The following is a 17583-nucleotide window of genomic DNA, read 5'->3' as shown; positions in this document are numbered from 1 at the left end:
TTGTTTGTATTATCGCTCTCATCTCCCCAGTCCCCAATATCCAATCCCTAACAATACAAAGCCTTCACCCATTGCCATTCCTGTATCAAACCCTCCCTTAAGGAGACTTGCGGTTGATATGCTAAAATTCGCCGGGCTTTAGATACATCAGCCGCAGTGTGGCGTGCATCTCCCATAGCTTTTTCAATGTAATTTTTCTTGATGGGTTTGCCTACTACTTCTGCCATTGTGTCTAGAACTTCTGCCAAAACTACCCGGCTACCACCACCAATATTGAAGATTTCGCCTACGGCTTCGGGTACAGTGGCGGCGGCTAAATTGGCCGCTATGACATCACTGACAAATGTAAAATCCCGCGTTTGCTGTCCATCGCCATAAATGGGAATTGCTTCATCCTGCAAAATAGATTTGAAAAATTTATGAAAAGCCATATCTGGGCGCTGTCTTGGCCCGTAAACCGTGAAATAGCGTAATGCCACAATCGGCACACCAAAGTTTTTGTGATAAAGTCCACACAGCCTTTCAGCGGCTAGCTTGGTAATGCCGTAGGGGGACACTGGTTGCGGTGGTATCTGTTCATGAGTCGGTAGGGTTTCAGCATCGCCATATACACTAGATGTAGAGGCAAATACTAATCTTTTCAGATGTTGAGCATCCTTTGCCGCTTCTAATAAAACTTGCGTGGCACTAATATTGCGTTCAGTATAATTGCGGAAGCCTTCACCCCAACTTGCTCTTACCCCAGCTTGTGCCGCTTGATGATAAATAACCTCAACATCTTGGAGAAGTGCCTGCCAGTCTAAAAACTGAATATTTCCTTCAATTAAAGTAAAGTTAGGCGATCCGTGTAAATGTGCAATACTCTTGTGCTTTAACATCGGATCGTAATAATCGTTAAATTCATCAATGCCAATTACTTCTTTTCCTTGTTTTAGCAGTGTTTCCACAAGGTGAGAACCAATAAATCCTGCGGCTCCAGTAACAATAGTTTTAGCCATGTTTCCTATTTTATTGATATTTTTTTGACTCTATATTCACAGGTTAATACTTACACCGATTAAACGTCATTAGTTACCCAGTCTTTTTAAATCAATTATTTTAACTTGCTAAGATTAATGACAAATACCTAAAGTCTGAATCATTTTTCGGAAAATAACCGTAGAAATATTGGTATTAAATTATAAAAACTACTTCTGAAATCTACAGGACTTACGCGAGTGTCACAAAAAATAAAAAATTTTTGCTTGTAGTAAGGGCTTTAGCCCTTATCTTGTCAAGCCCTGGGGGCATAGCTGCGCTGACCGCGGAGCGTCTCGCAGAGAGGACTAAAGTCCTCACTACAAACTTAAAATAATATGCCAGTTGCGTAAGTCCTACTCTGTTAGCTATTTAAGTATAAATCCGGAAAAAATAGCATAAATTGTACTCAACATCGGCTATGTCCCACCATGCACTTTTCAGAAAGCTTGCATCAGCGGAAGAATTAGTGAAAAATTGATCCGCGAGAACCACTAGGGTATTCTCGTTTCACAAGGGACTCACGAGGAAATCAGTGAAAGTTTTAGTTATAGGTAACGGGGGGCGTGAACACGCACTGGCATGGAAACTGCTGCAATCTCCGCAAATTGAGCAAGTTGTCTGTGTGCCAGGAAACGGGGGTACGGCAAGTATGGAACGTTGCCAGAATTTGCCTTTGGCTGTAGATGACTTTGAGGGCATGAGCCAATACGCTTTAGAAAATAACATTTCCCTGGTGGTAGTAGGGCCAGAAGTACCCCTGGCAATGGGAATTACCGACTACCTGCAAAGTCAAGGATTAATGGTATTTGGGCCTGTCAGAGCAGGAGCGCAAATTGAGGCGAGTAAGGCTTGGGCAAAAGCTTTGATGCAGGAAGCGGGGATTCCTACAGCCAAGGCTGCGGTATTTACGGAAGCAGCAGCAGCTAAATCATATGTAAAAGCACAGGGCGCGCCCATTGTGGTGAAAGCTGATGGCTTGGCTGCGGGTAAGGGTGTCATAGTTGCCGAGACTGTGGAACAGGCGAATAGTGCCATTGAGTCAATTTTTCAAGGACAGTTCGGTAGTGCGGGTAATTTTGTTGTTGTTGAGGAATGTTTAATTGGGCAAGAGGTATCAGTTTTAGCCTTGACCGATGGATTAACAATTCGTCCTTTGTTACCGGCTCAAGACCATAAGCGGATTGGGGAAGGCGATATAGGCGAAAATACTGGTGGCATGGGAGCTTATGCCCCAACACCTATTGCCACACCAGAATTAATGGCGCGGGTACAAACAGAAGTTTTAGAAAGAGCGATCGCAGGCTTAAAATCCAGAGGCATTGATTATCGAGGCGTACTTTACGCAGGATTAATGATTGCACCCGATGGCGATGTGAAAGTTTTAGAATTTAACTGCCGCTTCGGTGATCCTGAAACTCAGGTGATTTTACCACTGTTAGCCACACCCCTAGAAGAATTGATGTTAGCCTGTGTACAGCAGCGTTTAGGAGAAATGCCACCTATTGCTTGGAAACAAGGAGCTGCGGCTACTGTTGTCGCTGCTTCAGGTGGTTATCCTGGGACATATGAAAAAGGCAAAGTCATTACTGGTATTCAAGCAGCAGAAACAGCACAAGTCACCGTATTTCATGCAGGTACAAAATTAAACTCACAACAACAAATAGTCACAGATGGGGGAAGAGTGTTAAATGTAACAGGCATCGGTGACAATTTTCAGCAGGCGATCGCCCAAGCATACACTGGAATCAAATCCATTCAATTTGATGGTATGTATTACCGCAAAGATATCGGTCATCGAGTGCTGAGTTAAAGTGATATCGGGGATTGGTGACTGGGGACTAGACACTGGAAACTGAGAAGTTTTTCCCACTGCACCTACTCCCTACTCCCTACTTCCTACTTCCTACTTCCTACTTCCTACTTCCTCATCTCGATTAACATGTTTGTCAAATTAACTGTTAATTTTTTAGTTGTTGGGGTTGAATAACTAAAACTACTAACAACTTTGTTTAAGATGCTGGCTCCTTTAAAAACAATTCGAGAAGCGTTCGCCAATGGCGTGTCGAAGACACTCGCCAATTGGTGGTCTGACTTCACCCTTCAGACTAAACTGTTGGCTGTGGCCACCTTGGTGGTGTCTTTGGTGATGAGTGGTCTAACTTTCTGGGCTGTGAATACAATTCAGCAAGATGCCCGGATGAATGATACCCGTTTTGGTCGTGACTTGGGACTACTCCTAGCTGCCAACGTTGCCCCACTCATTGCTGATCACAATCTCACTGAGGTTGCTCAATTTTCTCAACGCTTCTATAGCAGCACCTCTAGTGTGCGTTATATGCTCTATGCCGATGAAACCGGGAAAATCTTCTTTGGCATTCCTTTTTGGGAGCCAGAGGTTGAAAATTCCCTCACCATTGAACGGCGAATCCAACTACCAGAAGATTACACCAGTGATTTAGAAAAGCCGATGGTGCGGCAACACATGTCCCCAGATGGGGTAGTTACTGATGTATTTATTCCCCTGATTGTTGATGAAAAATCCCAGGGTGTCTTAGCTATCGGCATCAATCCTAATCAAACCGCAGTTATTTCCACCAATTTCACCCGCGATGTCACCATTGCCGTTTTTATCACGATTTGGGTCATGGTGATTTTGGCAGGAGTAATTAACGCTTTGACCATTACTAAGCCCATTAAAGAACTGTTAGTGGGGGTAAAACAAATCGCCGCCGGGAATTTTAAGCAACGCATCGACTTACCACTAGGTGGCGAACTGGGAGAGGTTATTCTTAGTTTTAATGAAATGGCGGAGCGACTAGAGCGCTATGAAGAACAAAATATAGAAGAATTAACAGCAGAAAAGGCTAAACTCGAAACCCTAGTATCAACTATTGCCGATGGTGCTGTGCTGATTGATAACAGTATGCAGGTGATTTTAGTGAACCCCACAGCGCGGCGCATTTTTGGTTGGGAAGGGGTACAAGTTGAAGGTAGCAATGTTTTACATAATTTGCCTCCGGCGGTGCAGATGGAAATCACTAGGCCTTTGTATGAAATGGCCGCAGGTGAATGTGAAAGTGCTGAGTTCCGCATTCATCTGAGCGAACCCATCAAACGCACAATCCGGATTCTGTTGACTACGGTACTAAATTTACAACGGGAAAGCATCAAAGGTATTGCCATCACAGTGCAAGATATTACCCGTGAAGTAGAACTAAATGAGGCAAAAAGCCAATTTATCAGTAACGTTTCTCACGAACTGCGAACACCTCTATTTAACATCAAGTCTTTTATTGAAACCTTGCATGAATATGGCGAAGACTTGAGTGTAGAACAACGGCAAGATTTTCTGCAAACCGTTAATCACGAAACCGATAGATTAACTCGTCTAGTTAACGATGTGTTGGATTTATCCAAACTCGAATCTGGGCGCAGCTACAACTTCAATGGTGTAGATTTAGCGCAAGCAATTGAGCAAACTTTGCGAACTTACCAACTCAATGCTAGAGATAAAGGCATTGAACTAATTCAGGAAGTCGCCTCCAATTTACCCTTAGTTGTGGGTAATTATGATTTATTGCTGCAAGTATTAGCTAATTTGGTGGGTAATTCCCTGAAATTCACTCAGGCGGGTGGTAAAGTGGCTATTCGCACCTACCAATTAGATCCCCAGTCCAACTCACATAATCATTCTGCTCAGGTGCGGGTAGAAATATCCGATACTGGTATTGGCATCGCCCTAGAAGACCAACAGGCGATTTTTGACCGCTTTTTCCGTGTAGAAAACCGAGTTCACACCCTAGAAGGGACTGGTTTAGGTTTATCAATTGTGAGAAACATCATGGAAAGGCATCGTAGTACAATGCATCTGGTGAGCGAAGTCGGGGTGGGTACTACTTTTTGGTTTGATTTAACTGTATTTGAAGAAGCGTCAAAGCCAGTATCAGAGCCTACAACTGAAACACAGACCATCCCCACAGTCTCAGGAGGCGCATCTCAATAGCCATGCTTAACCAGAGGCGAGTAACAAGGTCAAAATGTCAAGCAGTTGACATGGCTACCAGCAAGCAGACAAAGAATAAACCCAGTAGCAGCAACAAAGACTGATTACGTTTAACCCAGTTCTGCAAAGTTGTACCAAAGCTGCTGGCGTTACGCTGCTGCTGTAATCTTAACTTGCTCTCTTCCAGATTTTCATACAGAGTGCAGTCTTTGGCATGAGGACGTTGGGGAAAATTGCAGGTATTATCGGCGTGGTAGGTACAGCTATCGCATAGATACTCGTCCCCCGTGGCGCGGTGCAAAGGAATTCCTGGATGTCCGTAAGCTTTCAGCGTAGTACGACAATATGGACAAGTAATTGCTTGACTATCAACGAGTTGATGGCAATGGGGACAAGATATAGTAGCCACAACCTCAGCACAAATAAGTAAACATCTCGATTCTAGCTATTTATGCCGCATTGCGATCGCCTCCGGTGGGCGTTTACGCCATCGCCTCTGGTGGGCTTTTTGCACAAATAAAATTAGAACCCTAGTTTCTTCAAGAAACCAAGGTTCTCTAACTTTTGATTGAGCTATTATCGTCTTGAGCGACGAGGTATGCGTGGTTGTGTCAACGTGGGGGGCGGAGAACTGAGATTTAAGAAATTATTAAGTTTGAGAGTACGACGTTGAATTTTCCACTGTCCATTGACTTTGACAAGTTCATCTTCATAAGTACCATTAGCAACGTCAATGCTGGTTTCCGAACGTTTGTGAGTTGCATGGAGGTAAGAAGACATTGTTGCTTGATTACCTTGCACAGAAATGTTTATCGTCCCAATTAAATGTTGGGTAGCTTGATATCCATTTCCTTGGAATACGCCATAGACAAAATCTGCCCAAGCATCTGTTCCCATGCGTGTTTCACTAGCACCATCAGGAAAAACGGCTGTGATAACTGCATCTTGAGTAAAACAATCCCGATAAATATTTTTGCCTTCTAAAACATTACCGCTACCAATAGCGTCAGTTCCCAGTGCATAACAGTTTGTTAATTTTTGAATTGCTAGTTCTGCATTAGGTTGATTAGCATTAGCTGGCTCAAATTTACCTACTGTCAATGCAGCAACAGTAATGGTTAGGGCAATTAACGTTACATGACGTAAGGGAAGCGAAATGTATTTAGTAATTGGTTGCTTATTTTTTCTTGTATTGTCCATAAAAGTAATTCCTGATTTCACTGTTTTTGTAGTTTGTACCACGAAATATTTAGCCCATGTCATGAGCTAAAATATTCATTTATTAGCAATGCCATAAATATCCTAGTGAGCAATTTGGCTGATGCCATTTTTGTTCAGCTAATTCTTTATAGCAACTACATAACAACTTGGTAACTGTTAATTGCAACTAAGTTTAATATTTTTGTAGCACACCAATAGTGAAGTAAATATTTATTCTCCTTTAAATAATACTGAGATAAAGTATAGAAAAATTATCCAAATATTTACCACATTTTCATAAAAAATATTTTAATTTTACAAAGATAATACACAATAAAATACAAGTTCATAGTAAGTGGCTCTAGCCCTTTAAAATCTGGCAAGAGAGCGATAAATCGCTTACTACAAACAAAAAACTTCATAACATACTCTACTGGCTTGGCAAGGCTAAGATGTGGGATTAAATGTAGGTTAGGTTAAGCGCAGCGCCACCCAACATTGATCTCAGAAACTCAACAGGGATATTGGTGTTGGGTTTCCTTACGTCAAAGTTTAGTACGTCAGAATAACAGTCAAAAAATTATTCTCCATCAATAGGAATAGAAATAATAAACGCGGTTCCTTTTCCCCATGCTGAATCACAAATCAAAGTTCCGTTGTGATTGTCTACAATAATTTGTTGACTTATGGATAAACCCAAACCTGTTCCTTTGCCTACATCTTTTGTGGTAAATAACTTATCAAAAATGCAGTTTTGCACTTCTTCTGTCATGCCTTTACCATTATCTTGAATTTTAATGACTACATTTTGATTATTTTCAGATATTTTGGTCTGAATAGTAATTATATTAGGAGTATTAGCTTGATTTTCGGCAAAGGTATGACCGTTAGTTACTTCTTCTAAGGCATCAATGGCATTTGCTAAAATATTCATAAATACCTGGTTTAATTGTCCCAAGTAACATTTGACTGAGGGAATATTGCCATACTCTTTAATAATTTGAATAGCCGGACGCATATGATTAGCTTTTAAGCGATGTTGTAAAATTAATAATGTGCTATCGATACCTTCATGAATATTAGCTGATACTTTAGATGTCGTATCAGCGCGAGAGAAGGTACGCAAGGAAGTACTGATATTGCGGATACGTTGTGTCCCTAGTTTCATACCATCAATCATTTTGGGCAAATCTTCTAGCAAGAAATCTATATCTATTTCTTCAGCTTTTTCTTCAAGTTCGACATCAGCATGAGGAAATTTTTCTTGGTATAGTTGCAGATAATCTATTAAATCATTTACAGCATCTTTGGCTTGACTAATACTACCGGAAATAAAACCAACGGGGTTGTTAATTTCGTGTGCAACTCCTGCAACTAAATTTCCCAGCGAGGACATTTTTTCACTTTGGATGAGTTGTAGTTGTGCTTCTTGTAATTCATTCAGAGACTGTGCTAATTCTTTCGATTTTTCTTGTTCTCTGGCATACAAACGGGCGTTTTCTAAAGCAATGGCAATTTGAGAAACTAAGACTTTTAATACTTCAATTCTCTCAAAAATAAAGGCTCCTGCTGTTAACTGGTTTTCTAAATAAATAATACCTGTAAGCTGTGATTGATAAATAATTGGTAAACAAAAGATAGATTTTGATTTGAATTTTTGAATATAAAAATCAACATTAAATATTTCATGCACAGTAGCATCATTTAATATCAGATTTTCCTGAGTTCTCCAGACATAGTTAATTATAGAGACAGGTAAATCTTGATATGTTTCGGCAGGTAAGGATTGCAAAATCGTCACTTCCTCCGCCGTAGTTCCAGAGGCTTCAATATATAGTTGATTATCTTTTACTAGCAGTAACACAGCTTTTTGAGCCGCAGCATTTTCTAGTAATATTTTAATTAACTTGCTCAATAAGTTTTCCCAAATTATTTCATTAGTAATTGCCTGGGAAAATTTAATAAATGTATTAAAGTCTAAAGCGTCACTTAAACTACTATTAGTAGTAGTTCTAGAAGCAATATGAGTGACATCTAGGGTAAAATTAGGAGTTTCTATAGTACTTGTTTGTTCTAATAGAAAAGGATGCTTTAATTCTAATTGTTTAACTTTAGCGATCGCACCCCATCGAATATAGGTATAATAAGCTTTAGTAATGTAAGTTTGAGAAATTAATTCTTTATTTAAAGACTGATAAAACTCTCCGCCTAACTCATAAGCTAAGGCTTCTTCTTGAAGATAACCATTTTCTTTAGCCTTAGCAATGGCAGTATCATAATATTCCATCGCTTCCAGTTTTTGATCCAAAACCCGATATCTTTCTGCCTCTACTAAATAAAATTTATGTAAGTGGTTCATCGGGGCATGAGTAGCCCAGAGTTGCATTTTTTGCTGATTAGTTTGTACTTTTTCTAAAATAGATGATTGCTCAGATGCTTTAGCATGAGGATAGATAGCCAATTGCACTAAAGAATCATAAAAATGAAACACAGGTACAACAAATAATCCTGTAACTCCACCTAAAGATTGTTCTGCAATTGCGGAATATTCTAAAGCCAAAACATATTCTTTAAATAAATAAGCAAGCATCAGCTTATTTACAAATAAGTGATTAATCGTGTAAAGGTCATTAAATTTTTGATGCATAGGCAGCATAGTTTGCTCATTGTACGCCTCTCCCATTAAACACCAAATATTTTCTGTATTTGTTTTTAAATTAACAACTGTTTGTAAATATATTTGATTCCAAGTTAAGGCGACTTGTTGCTTAATTTTTTTAAGCGATTCACAATAATCTATCAATTCTTTTTCTAACCCACAAAGTTCTTTGCCATACCAAAAGGAATGACAAGGATAGATATATCCACAATAGCCGGCGTATTCTAAATCTCCAGTTTCCAAACCGCTAGCAAAGCCAGTTTTAGAAGTTAAGAATGTTTCCTTAATATGTTCTTGCCAATGTAGAACATGGGCGCTGACAACTGTGAGAATTTTTGCCTTTAGTTCTGTCGCATTAAATTGGGAAACTAAACTAGATGCTAATTTGCCAAATTCGTAACCAGCATCTATTTTTCCTTGTACTCCACAAAGAATTAATCCATAAAGACTGTAACCATATGCAGATACAGCTGTATTGCCATAATTTAAAGATAAATTGACCATTTCACAAGCAATAATTGGCATCATTGCCGGCGCAGTTTGAAAAGCCGCAGGTAAAACACCCATTAAGATTTTCATAGCTGCTATCTTGTTAGGGTCAGTCATTAATGGTAGATTAATTAACTCTGCAATTGTTTTATCTTGTAGGTGACTAGCAATATCATCCATTCCCTTTTGAATATCAACAGGTGTGGGTTCATCGGGAAAATTTATTCCTAACAATCGGAGAATGGATAATGCAGTTTGAATAGCTTCTAGTTGTTGACTTTGGACTATAGAAGCGATAATTTTTACTTCATAAACTTTCACTTTATCTAATAAATTTTTTGCCTCTTGCAGCACCACCCCAGCCCATTGCTGCATCTGCTGAAAATTTCCGCTAAGATAAGCTACCTCGGCGGCGGCTTCATATAATCCAATAGTTAAGTTATATTCAGTTTGCCAAGCATCTATATTTAAAAGATTTATCCCCGTTTCCAAATACTTTAGCGCCGCGGCATAAGCTGTAGAGGCTTTTGCTTTACGTCCAGCAATTAAATTTAGTCTAGCTAATTCAGTTTTAGCAGATTGTTCAACTAGAAAAATAATCCCAACATTTAACTGATTGACAATATCAAAAATATTAGTTTCTATTTCTGATTGGGGTGTATTTTGCAGCAGTAATTGACCTATTTTTAAATGAGTAGATTGTTTTCGCTCTTCGGGAATTAGTGAATAAGCTGCTTGTTGCACTCTGTCATGCAAGAACTTATAACCTACCCGTGAACTATCAAAATTTAAATTAACTGCTTCTTCTTGATTAAAAACTAGAGGAATGCGATAAGCTTCACTTAAAGGTAGAATTAAACCTGCTTGTAAAGCCGAATATAAATGATTCGCAGTCACAGCAGGTGATTGTTCATGAATTATTGCTAAAACATCCAGACTAAAACTATCACCTACACAAGCTGCTAATTTTAAAACCTCTTGAGTGAATTGTGGTAGCTTCTCCAATCGGCTAGCGACAAGTTCAACTACATTTTTATCGATAATGCCAATTGCCTGAATTTCTGCTAAATCCCATTTCCATTTGGCATGATTAAAATCAAATTGTAAGAGTTCTTCTTGATGAAGTACCTGTAATAGTTGCGTGATAAAAAATGGGTTGCCACCTGTTTTATGAAAAATTAATTCAGCTAATTCAATAATTTGCAGATGATGATTTTTATTACTTTCGACGATAGCACAGCTTTCTTGTAAAGTTTCAGCGACTAACTGAGTTACATTATCTAAGTCCAAAGGCTGCAAGACAATATTATTAATAACTGTGTCAGTATTTTTGATTTCTGCTATGGTTTGAATTAAAGGATGTGTAGGACTAACTTCATTATCCCGATATGCTCCTATTAATAACAGATATTTATTTTCGGCATCAGTCATTAATATTTGGATTAAATTTAATGTCGCCGCATCTGCCCATTGCAAATCATCTAAAAAGATAACTAGGGGATGTTCTTTTTGAGTAAAAACTTGAATAAATTTCTCAAAAACACGATGAAAGCGGTTTTGTGATTCTGTGGCGCCTAGTAGGGGGACTTCTGGTTGTTGACCGATGATTAATTCAACTTCAGGAATAACATCAATAATAACTTTGCCATTAGTACCTAATGCTGCCAATATTTTTTCACGCCATGCTGCTATTTTTTCATTTGATTCTGTTAATAAACAGCGCATTAAATAACTAAAAGCCTGAATCAATGGTGCATAAGGTATATTTCGTTGTAATTGATCAAACTTCCCAGCAATAAAATAACCTTGTTGGCGAGTAATGGGTTTATTAATTTCATTAACTAAAGCTGATTTGCCAATACCTGAATAACCAGAGACTAGCATCATAGCGCTAGTTCCCGATGCTACATTTTCAAATGATGTTAAAAGTTCTTGGACTTGTTGTTCACGTCCATATAATTTTTGGGGAATTAATAGCTGACTTAAAACATCTAAAAGACCAGGTACAAAGTTAGTAATTGTACTATCATTTTCTAATTGGTTAAGACATAGCTCTAAATCTGCTAATAATCCTGTAGCACTTTGATATCTATCTTCGGCATTTTTTGCCATCAATTTCATGATAATAGCTGCAATGTTGCTAGGAATTTCTGGATTTAACGACTGCGGGTTGACTGGTTGAATAGCAATAAGGTTATAAACTACCTCTAGGGGGTCTTGGCTAAAAAATGGTATTTTCTCAGTGAGCATTTCATATAAAGTTACCCCCAGAGAATAAAAATCAGTACGATAATCAAGGATTCGATTCATTCTCCCGGTTTGTTCCGGAGACATATAAGCAAGTGTCCCTTCAACAGAATTAGGGTTAGTAAATTGAGGATTTTCTTTATTGAGGCGGGAAGCAATACCAAAGTCAGTGAGCTTAACAATACCTGTTTCTAAGTTAATAATAATATTGCTGGGTTTGATATCTTTATGAATAATTTGCTGTTTATGCAGGTAATCTAAAGCTTTAGTGATTTGAATGGCAATTTTTAAATAACTAATTAAATCTAGTCTTTCTATTTCTAACAACTGTGCTAACGACTGACCACCAAAATCTTCTAGCAACAGTCCTATCCGATTATCAAATGTTTCTATACTGATGATTTTAACTATGTGAGGATGATCTAAATTTTGCTGAATTTGATATTCATTTTTAATCCGAGTAAAAGCTTCTAGGGTAGGATATTCATTTTTGAGAACTTTGAGGATGGCTGGCTGTTGCGTATTTGGTATTTGTGTGCGATAAATGACGGTCTGAATGCCTTTATGAAGAGGTGGATTAATTTGGTATGCAGTAAGATTTGGCATTTATTTTTGTCTATAAAGTTATCAAAGTTATAAATACCCTCTTCTACTACAGAAAAGGGGATGATAGTTTAATTATTCCCCAGGGATGGGAGATTTTGATCATTGTGATTGGGGGATGCGATCGCCTACTCCAAAATTCTGTGGTAAAAATCATTTGGTGGCAACTTTGCCAGACAGCCATTCACTCTAGCCCCTGAAAATCAGCCAACTTCTTCTGAGCAAATTCCCGCACTTGCTCATCTGGGTCATTTTCCGCTCTATCACGCAACAGTGTTAAAGTCTGGGGATATTCCCGATATTGCTCAGTAATGGCTGCTAATGCTATTTGACGGGGATTGTCTTGAAAGTTATACTCACGTTCAAAAGAGTCACTCACAGCGCAATTATAAAACACTTCAAATATCCCAGGGTCATCTTGGAAACCCTTGGCTAATTCTTGCACAGCGGCTTGGCGAACAACCGAAGATTTATCCACAGTGGCGCGTTTTTTAAGAATCGTCAGGGTTTCCGGGTCATCTTTGAAACCCCTGGCTAATTCTTGCACAGCGGCTTGTCGCACATCCGAATATTTATCAGATGTGGCGTGTTTCTTGAGGATGGAGAGAATCTCAGGGTTATCTTTAAAACCTCTGGCTAATTCTTGCAATGCTGCACGGCGTACATATTCATTATCATCAGATGTGGCGCGTTGTTTGAGAATAGGCAAAGTATCAGCATCATCTTTAAAACCCCTGGCTAATTCCTGTACAGCCGCCCGGCGCACATCAGAATATTGATCTGCGATCGCCCGTTGTTGGAGAATAGATAAAATATCCGGGTCATGTGGGAAACCCCTGGCTAATTCTTGCACAGCGGCCCGGCGCACATATTTATCATCATCAGCAATAGCCAGTTTTTTTAACCAAGGAAGAGTATCTGGTTCGTCTGGAAAATTCCTCGCTAATTCTTGCACAGCGGCTTGTCGCACATCAGAATATTTATCAAATCTGGCACTTTGCTGGAGAATACTCAAGGTTTCCGAGTCATCGGGAAAATTCCTTGCTAATTCTTGCACAGCGGCTTGTCGCACATACTCATTTTCATCAGTAGTGGCACTTTGCTTGAGAATAGGTAGAGAATCAAAATCATCTTTAAAACCCCTGGCTAATTCTTGCACAGCTACTTGTCGTACTGTCCAATCTTCATCAGCCGTAGCACATTGTTTTAACCAAGGTAAAATATCAGCATGATCTCGAAAATTCCTTGCTAACTCTTGTACTGCTACTTGTCGCACCGTCCCCGCAGTATCGGTAGTGGTGTGTTGTTTTAACCAAGGCAAAGTTTCCGCGTCATCTTTGAAACTCCTGGCTAATTCTTGCACAGCTGCTTGTCGCACATACTCATTATCATCAACAGTAGCCAATTGTTTAAGGATCAAGCAGATATCAGCATCATCTTTAAACCCCCTAGCTAATTCTTGCACAGCCACTTGTCGCACTGTCCAATCTTCATTAGCCGTAGCACATTGTTTTAGCCACGGTAAAATATCGCGGTTATCTTTAAAATTTCTCGCTAATTCTTGCACAGCCGCACGACGCACATACTCATTATTATCAGATGTGGCCAGTTGTTTTAGCCAAGGAATAGTCTCAGAATCATCTTTCCAAGTTGCAGCCACAGATGCAATAGCTTGGGTGCGAATTTCCTGCACTAACTTGGTTTCTGCTTCATCTAAATAAGGTTGGTAATAGTAAGCCAAATCATATTTTGTTAAAGCTTTGATTTGGTTGAGTAATTTATTCGCTATTGAGGCCACTAACAACCGATTTCTCACTTCAGCCAGACATTTAGCTGCCAAAAACAAATTAATAAAATTTTCTGATTCGCCATTTTGCGACATTAAATAATCCAAAATCTCACAAACAAACCTTGGCTCAATCATTCCTGTAATTAAGCGCAACACTTCATGCCAAGTTTCATCCCGCCAATGCTTACCAAAAACATCCTTATTCAGTTCTTTAATGGATAAAGTTTGTGTTTCTTTAAATTGCCACACAAATTCCCAAGCACAAAAATATTCTAAAAAAGTTCGATGGACAAAGGCATAATAATCTGCACCTAAAAAACACAACATAAAGTTACGTGTCCGTAACTGATTAATCATTACTCTGGCAACTTTTGTGGGATTTTCAAATTCTATATTTTTTAAATAGCGAATTAAAATCTTTTCTAAATAAACTACACTAATAATATTCCCAGCCAAACCCTTTTTACTGGTTTGCATATGATAAGCAACTTGCCGCAACATCGCCTGCTTATCTTTATAATCAATAGTTTTGGGATCTAAGCGAGAATCTTCTACTAAAGCCCGTTCCACATCCCATTGATGTAGCAGTACCCGTGATGCTTGTTCATAAAGTGTCGCCCTATCTCTAGGTAATTCTTGATTACGATTCAAAATTGCCATCATCGTCAACAATAGGGGATTCCCTGCTAATTCAGCAATGGCTTTTGATGTATCAATTGCTCTTTGTAATCGCTCTCGTTTGCGAAATTTATCTACTTCATCATGGAAGGTTAATTCATGCCAGCGGTGAATAAAATCTTGAATTTGGGCTACATCTAAATCTTGCAACATAAAGTGACGAAATTCCGCATCACGTAAACGTTGTGGTTTGTAGCCAATCACGCGAGAAGTCAAAATTACCCGCGTATGAGGATATTGATTAGTAAAGCGATGAATATCTGTAATTACATCTTCTCGTTTTCCTGGTTCAAATACTTCATCTAACCCATCAAACATCACTAAAGCATTTCCAGATTTTAGCTGTTCATGAAGTTGCAGTTGATTCAGATGATGCACATTGCCACTACATTTATGGAAAAATTCTAAAAAATTACTACACTCATTATTATCCCGTCTGCGAATATAAGTGCGTAACTCAATTAATAAAGGAATAGGCTGAGAAGTTATATTATTTAAGGGGGTTTCTGCCCAATTTAATGCTAAAAATTGTAATAATGTTGACTTACCAGAACCAGGATCACCCAAAATTACTATATATTTATAAGTTTGTTTATCATTGATAATATCTAATACCGAGAGTATCGGCTGTTCAAAATAAATTTGTTTGTAACCTTCTAACTCATCTAGAGAAATTTCTTCTTCTAATTGGTTATTGGCTCGCAGTCGCTTCAGATGCTCCTTAGGCAGTTCATGGACATGGGGCAAAACTTGGTGAACTTCTCGCACATTCTGGGCAATAAACATACGCCATAACTTCAATTCGTTATAGGCATAACCAGTGGTATCTAAACTATCTAATTTTAAATTGCCATAGCGCTCACGTAGCCCTTCTTGATATCCTGGTAAATCAAAATCTGTAGGAATACCAGCAATTTGTTGTAGATTTTCTTGAACTTCTTCTAGATGTTTGGCATCGAGAATAGGGCGTAACTTATCTGACTCTCGAATAATTGCTTTAACTTTTTTCAGATAGCGTTTACTCAGCCTTTCCCATTCAAATGTATCGGGAAGAACAGGTAGATTCATATCATACCAAGTCTTAGCTAATACTTGAGAATCTAAACATTGGCAATCTGGTTGAAAGGGACGACCTAAAATTTCTGTAAGTGCTTGATTATGAATAAATTGCTTTAAAGGCTGAGTATATTTTTGCAGTTCTGCTTCTTCTAAATCCGCATCTTCTAATTCCTGCTGCATCAGTTGCAAAAATTCCTTCAAGGCTTTGCCGGCAGCAATTTCAATATCTTCTTTTTTGAGTTGCTGTAAAAAATGCTTGGGAATACTTTTTACTAAATCTTTAGCCCAGTCTTTGGCGATGTCTTTAGCTAAGTCCTCAAAAATCGGTTTAAAAATAAACCCGACAGCCTGAGTTACACCCCAAACAGCTAACCAATCTATAATCATACTCATATTTGCCCAGTTTCAGACTTCGAGTATATACATCAGTTTGGGGAATGGCTACAGATTTCAGGATATTTGCAGTTTTGGGGACTAGTACCTCTGCCTTGGAAGTCAAATTTATTGGACTTTTGGACTAGCTTTTGGTGGCAAAATATAAATTACTCCAGATATAATCGTCAGGGTAACAGCAACCCAAAAAGCAATGATAGAGGGAGGTTGCCATACTTCAGGTAAAGGTGCGATTAAAAGAGCGATCGCAATTATCTGACTCACAGTTTTGAGTTTACCCCAAATATTGGCCCCGGTAATGGTAGTTTGATTGACTCGCCACCCGGCGATCGCTAGTTCCCTCGCTAAAATGACAAACACGCCCCAACCTGGAATCTTTCCTAATTCCACTAACACCAATAATGGCGCCAGCACCAGTAATTTATCTACTAAAGGATCGAGAAATTTACCTAAATCTGTAATTTGGTTGAGTTTCCGCGCTAAGTAGCCATCTAACCAATCAGTTAATGCTGCAACTAAAAATATTGTTAAACATACCCATCTGGCTTGGGATGAGGGATTATATAAACCGTAAAGTAAAAATGGAATTGCTAAAAGTCGAGAAAAGGTAATCCAGTTAGGTATATTCATAAGTGTGGTATGGCAGTTCTCTATAACTTCAACCAACCAAATAACTGTCCTAATGTCAACTGTAAATCACCAACTAATTCTGGTACTGGTAATATATCTTGTTCATCTTCTAAAAATATTGGTTGTTGGTTATGTGGATAAATTAAAACGTTATATTCTTCTGGATTAATTAACCAACCTAAACTAGTACCATGATTTAGACAATGTAAGATATTTCTAATAACTTTGGTTATACTTTGTTCAGGCGAAAGAATTTCAATTGTCCAATCTGGATATGTATTAAAAACATTGGCAATATTGCCTTTTTCGTCTACAGGGATTCTTTGCCAAGCGAATACTGCTACATCAGGCACAATGGAACGCCCACCAAATGTGCAGCGTAACTCTGGTAAAGCCAACGCTATTTTTTTTGGTTCTACTACATTATTAATAGCATTAGCTGATTGAATTTGTAATCTACTATGTTTACCTTGAGGCATAGGTTTTTGAATGATTTCACCATTAATATATTCACTGGCGGGTTTTGTTTCTGGTAATTCTAAAAATTCCTCTAAAGTTATCTGACGAGTAGGTGTTTTAATCATAATATTTTTTCTGCTGCTATTTAACTACAAGTCTAGCCTAACTCCGCAGTCTATACTATTTCTGACTATCTTGAGAGAAAAAGCTTTATTTACTCAACCGCCAAGCCGCCCGCGCGCAGCGATGCCCGTAAGGGCTGTAGAACGCCAAGAGTTAGTAGTTGTTACTTAATTACGAATTACGAATTACGAATTACGAATTACGAATTACGAATTACGAATTACGAATTAC

At 38.6% G+C, this 17583-nt stretch carries 10 protein-coding genes; 3 read left to right on the top strand and 7 right to left on the bottom strand.

The annotated features are described in order from the left end of the window. Positions 1–47 precede the first annotated feature (47 nt). Positions 48–998 carry an NAD-dependent epimerase/dehydratase family protein gene (locus ACM0OS_RS11935; RefSeq protein ID WP_414543401.1) on the bottom strand — a complete coding sequence of 317 codons (951 nt, stop codon included), beginning with the start codon at positions 996–998 and terminating at the stop codon, positions 48–50. A gap of 554 nt (positions 999–1552) precedes the next feature. On the opposite strand from ACM0OS_RS11935, the gene purD reads away from it, so the two are divergent. Together purD and nblS are read left to right on the top strand one after the other, a co-directional pair. Continuing rightward, entirely contained in the window at positions 1553–2830 is a 1278-nt protein-coding gene (gene purD, locus ACM0OS_RS11930; RefSeq protein ID WP_414543400.1) for a phosphoribosylamine--glycine ligase, read from the top strand. Between the two features lie 204 nt (positions 2831–3034). Beyond that, positions 3035–5023 carry a two-component system sensor histidine kinase NblS gene (nblS, locus tag ACM0OS_RS11925; protein ID WP_414543399.1) on the top strand — a complete coding sequence of 663 codons (1989 nt, stop codon included), beginning with the start codon at positions 3035–3037 and terminating at the stop codon, positions 5021–5023. 37 nt (positions 5024–5060) lie between these two features. On the opposite strand, the gene ACM0OS_RS11920 is transcribed toward nblS, so the two are convergent. The 3 genes from ACM0OS_RS11920 to ACM0OS_RS11910 all read right to left on the bottom strand — a co-directional run bounded on the left by ACM0OS_RS11920 (position 5061) and on the right by ACM0OS_RS11910 (position 12224). After that, complete coding sequence (locus tag ACM0OS_RS11920; RefSeq protein ID WP_414543398.1) at positions 5061–5432, bottom strand: zinc ribbon domain-containing protein; 372 nt, start codon at positions 5430–5432, stop codon at positions 5061–5063. 167 nt (positions 5433–5599) lie between these two features. Further along, the gene (locus ACM0OS_RS11915) at positions 5600–6223 is read right to left on the bottom strand and encodes a nuclear transport factor 2 family protein (protein WP_414543397.1); all 624 of its coding nucleotides are present in this window, start codon (positions 6221–6223) and stop codon (positions 5600–5602) included. Between the two features lie 580 nt (positions 6224–6803). After that, positions 6804–12224, bottom strand: a complete 5421-nt coding sequence (locus ACM0OS_RS11910) for an AAA family ATPase (protein ID WP_414543396.1) — start codon at positions 12222–12224, stop codon at positions 6804–6806. Here ACM0OS_RS11910 and ACM0OS_RS11905 point away from each other — a divergent pair. Then, positions 12218–12421 carry a hypothetical protein gene (locus ACM0OS_RS11905; protein ID WP_414543395.1) on the top strand — a complete coding sequence of 68 codons (204 nt, stop codon included), beginning with the start codon at positions 12218–12220 and terminating at the stop codon, positions 12419–12421. The genes ACM0OS_RS11910 and ACM0OS_RS11905 overlap by 7 nt on opposite strands. Here ACM0OS_RS11905 and ACM0OS_RS11900 read toward each other — a convergent pair. The 3 genes from ACM0OS_RS11900 to ACM0OS_RS11890 form a co-directional block, all read right to left on the bottom strand. Beyond that, on the bottom strand, positions 12406–16134 hold the full coding sequence (locus tag ACM0OS_RS11900; RefSeq protein ID WP_414543394.1) for a HEAT repeat domain-containing protein: 3729 nt from the start codon (positions 16132–16134) through the stop codon (positions 12406–12408). The genes ACM0OS_RS11905 and ACM0OS_RS11900 overlap by 16 nt on opposite strands. Positions 16135–16248: 114 nt before the next feature. Further along, entirely contained in the window at positions 16249–16770 is a 522-nt protein-coding gene (gene pgsA / locus ACM0OS_RS11895; RefSeq protein WP_414543393.1) for a CDP-diacylglycerol--glycerol-3-phosphate 3-phosphatidyltransferase, read from the bottom strand. A 20-nt stretch (positions 16771–16790) separates the two neighbouring features. Continuing rightward, positions 16791–17354 carry a Uma2 family endonuclease gene (locus ACM0OS_RS11890; RefSeq protein WP_414543392.1) on the bottom strand — a complete coding sequence of 188 codons (564 nt, stop codon included), beginning with the start codon at positions 17352–17354 and terminating at the stop codon, positions 16791–16793. Positions 17355–17583: the final 229 nt, after the last annotated feature.

This window comes from Nostoc sp. CCY0012 (genome assembly GCF_963920855.1).
Taxonomy (GTDB): Bacteria; Cyanobacteriota; Cyanobacteriia; order Cyanobacteriales; family Nostocaceae; genus Cyanocohniella.
Note: the sequence above shows the minus strand (reverse complement) of the source record. Positions and strands in the feature narration are given on the sequence as shown.

Coding starts and splice junctions, on each gene's coding strand:
- nblS (WP_414543399.1), top strand. CDS start 3,035: ATGCTGGCTCCTTTAAAAACAATTCGAGAAGCGTTCGCCAATGGCGTG.
- ACM0OS_RS11900 (WP_414543394.1), bottom strand. CDS start 16,134: ATGATTATAGATTGGTTAGCTGTTTGGGGTGTAACTCAGGCTGTCGGG.
- ACM0OS_RS11915 (WP_414543397.1), bottom strand. CDS start 6,223: ATGGACAATACAAGAAAAAATAAGCAACCAATTACTAAATACATTTCG.
- ACM0OS_RS11910 (WP_414543396.1), bottom strand. CDS start 12,224: ATGCCAAATCTTACTGCATACCAAATTAATCCACCTCTTCATAAAGGC.
- pgsA (WP_414543393.1), bottom strand. CDS start 16,770: ATGAATATACCTAACTGGATTACCTTTTCTCGACTTTTAGCAATTCCA.
- ACM0OS_RS11890 (WP_414543392.1), bottom strand. CDS start 17,354: ATGATTAAAACACCTACTCGTCAGATAACTTTAGAGGAATTTTTAGAA.
- ACM0OS_RS11935 (WP_414543401.1), bottom strand. CDS start 998: ATGGCTAAAACTATTGTTACTGGAGCCGCAGGATTTATTGGTTCTCAC.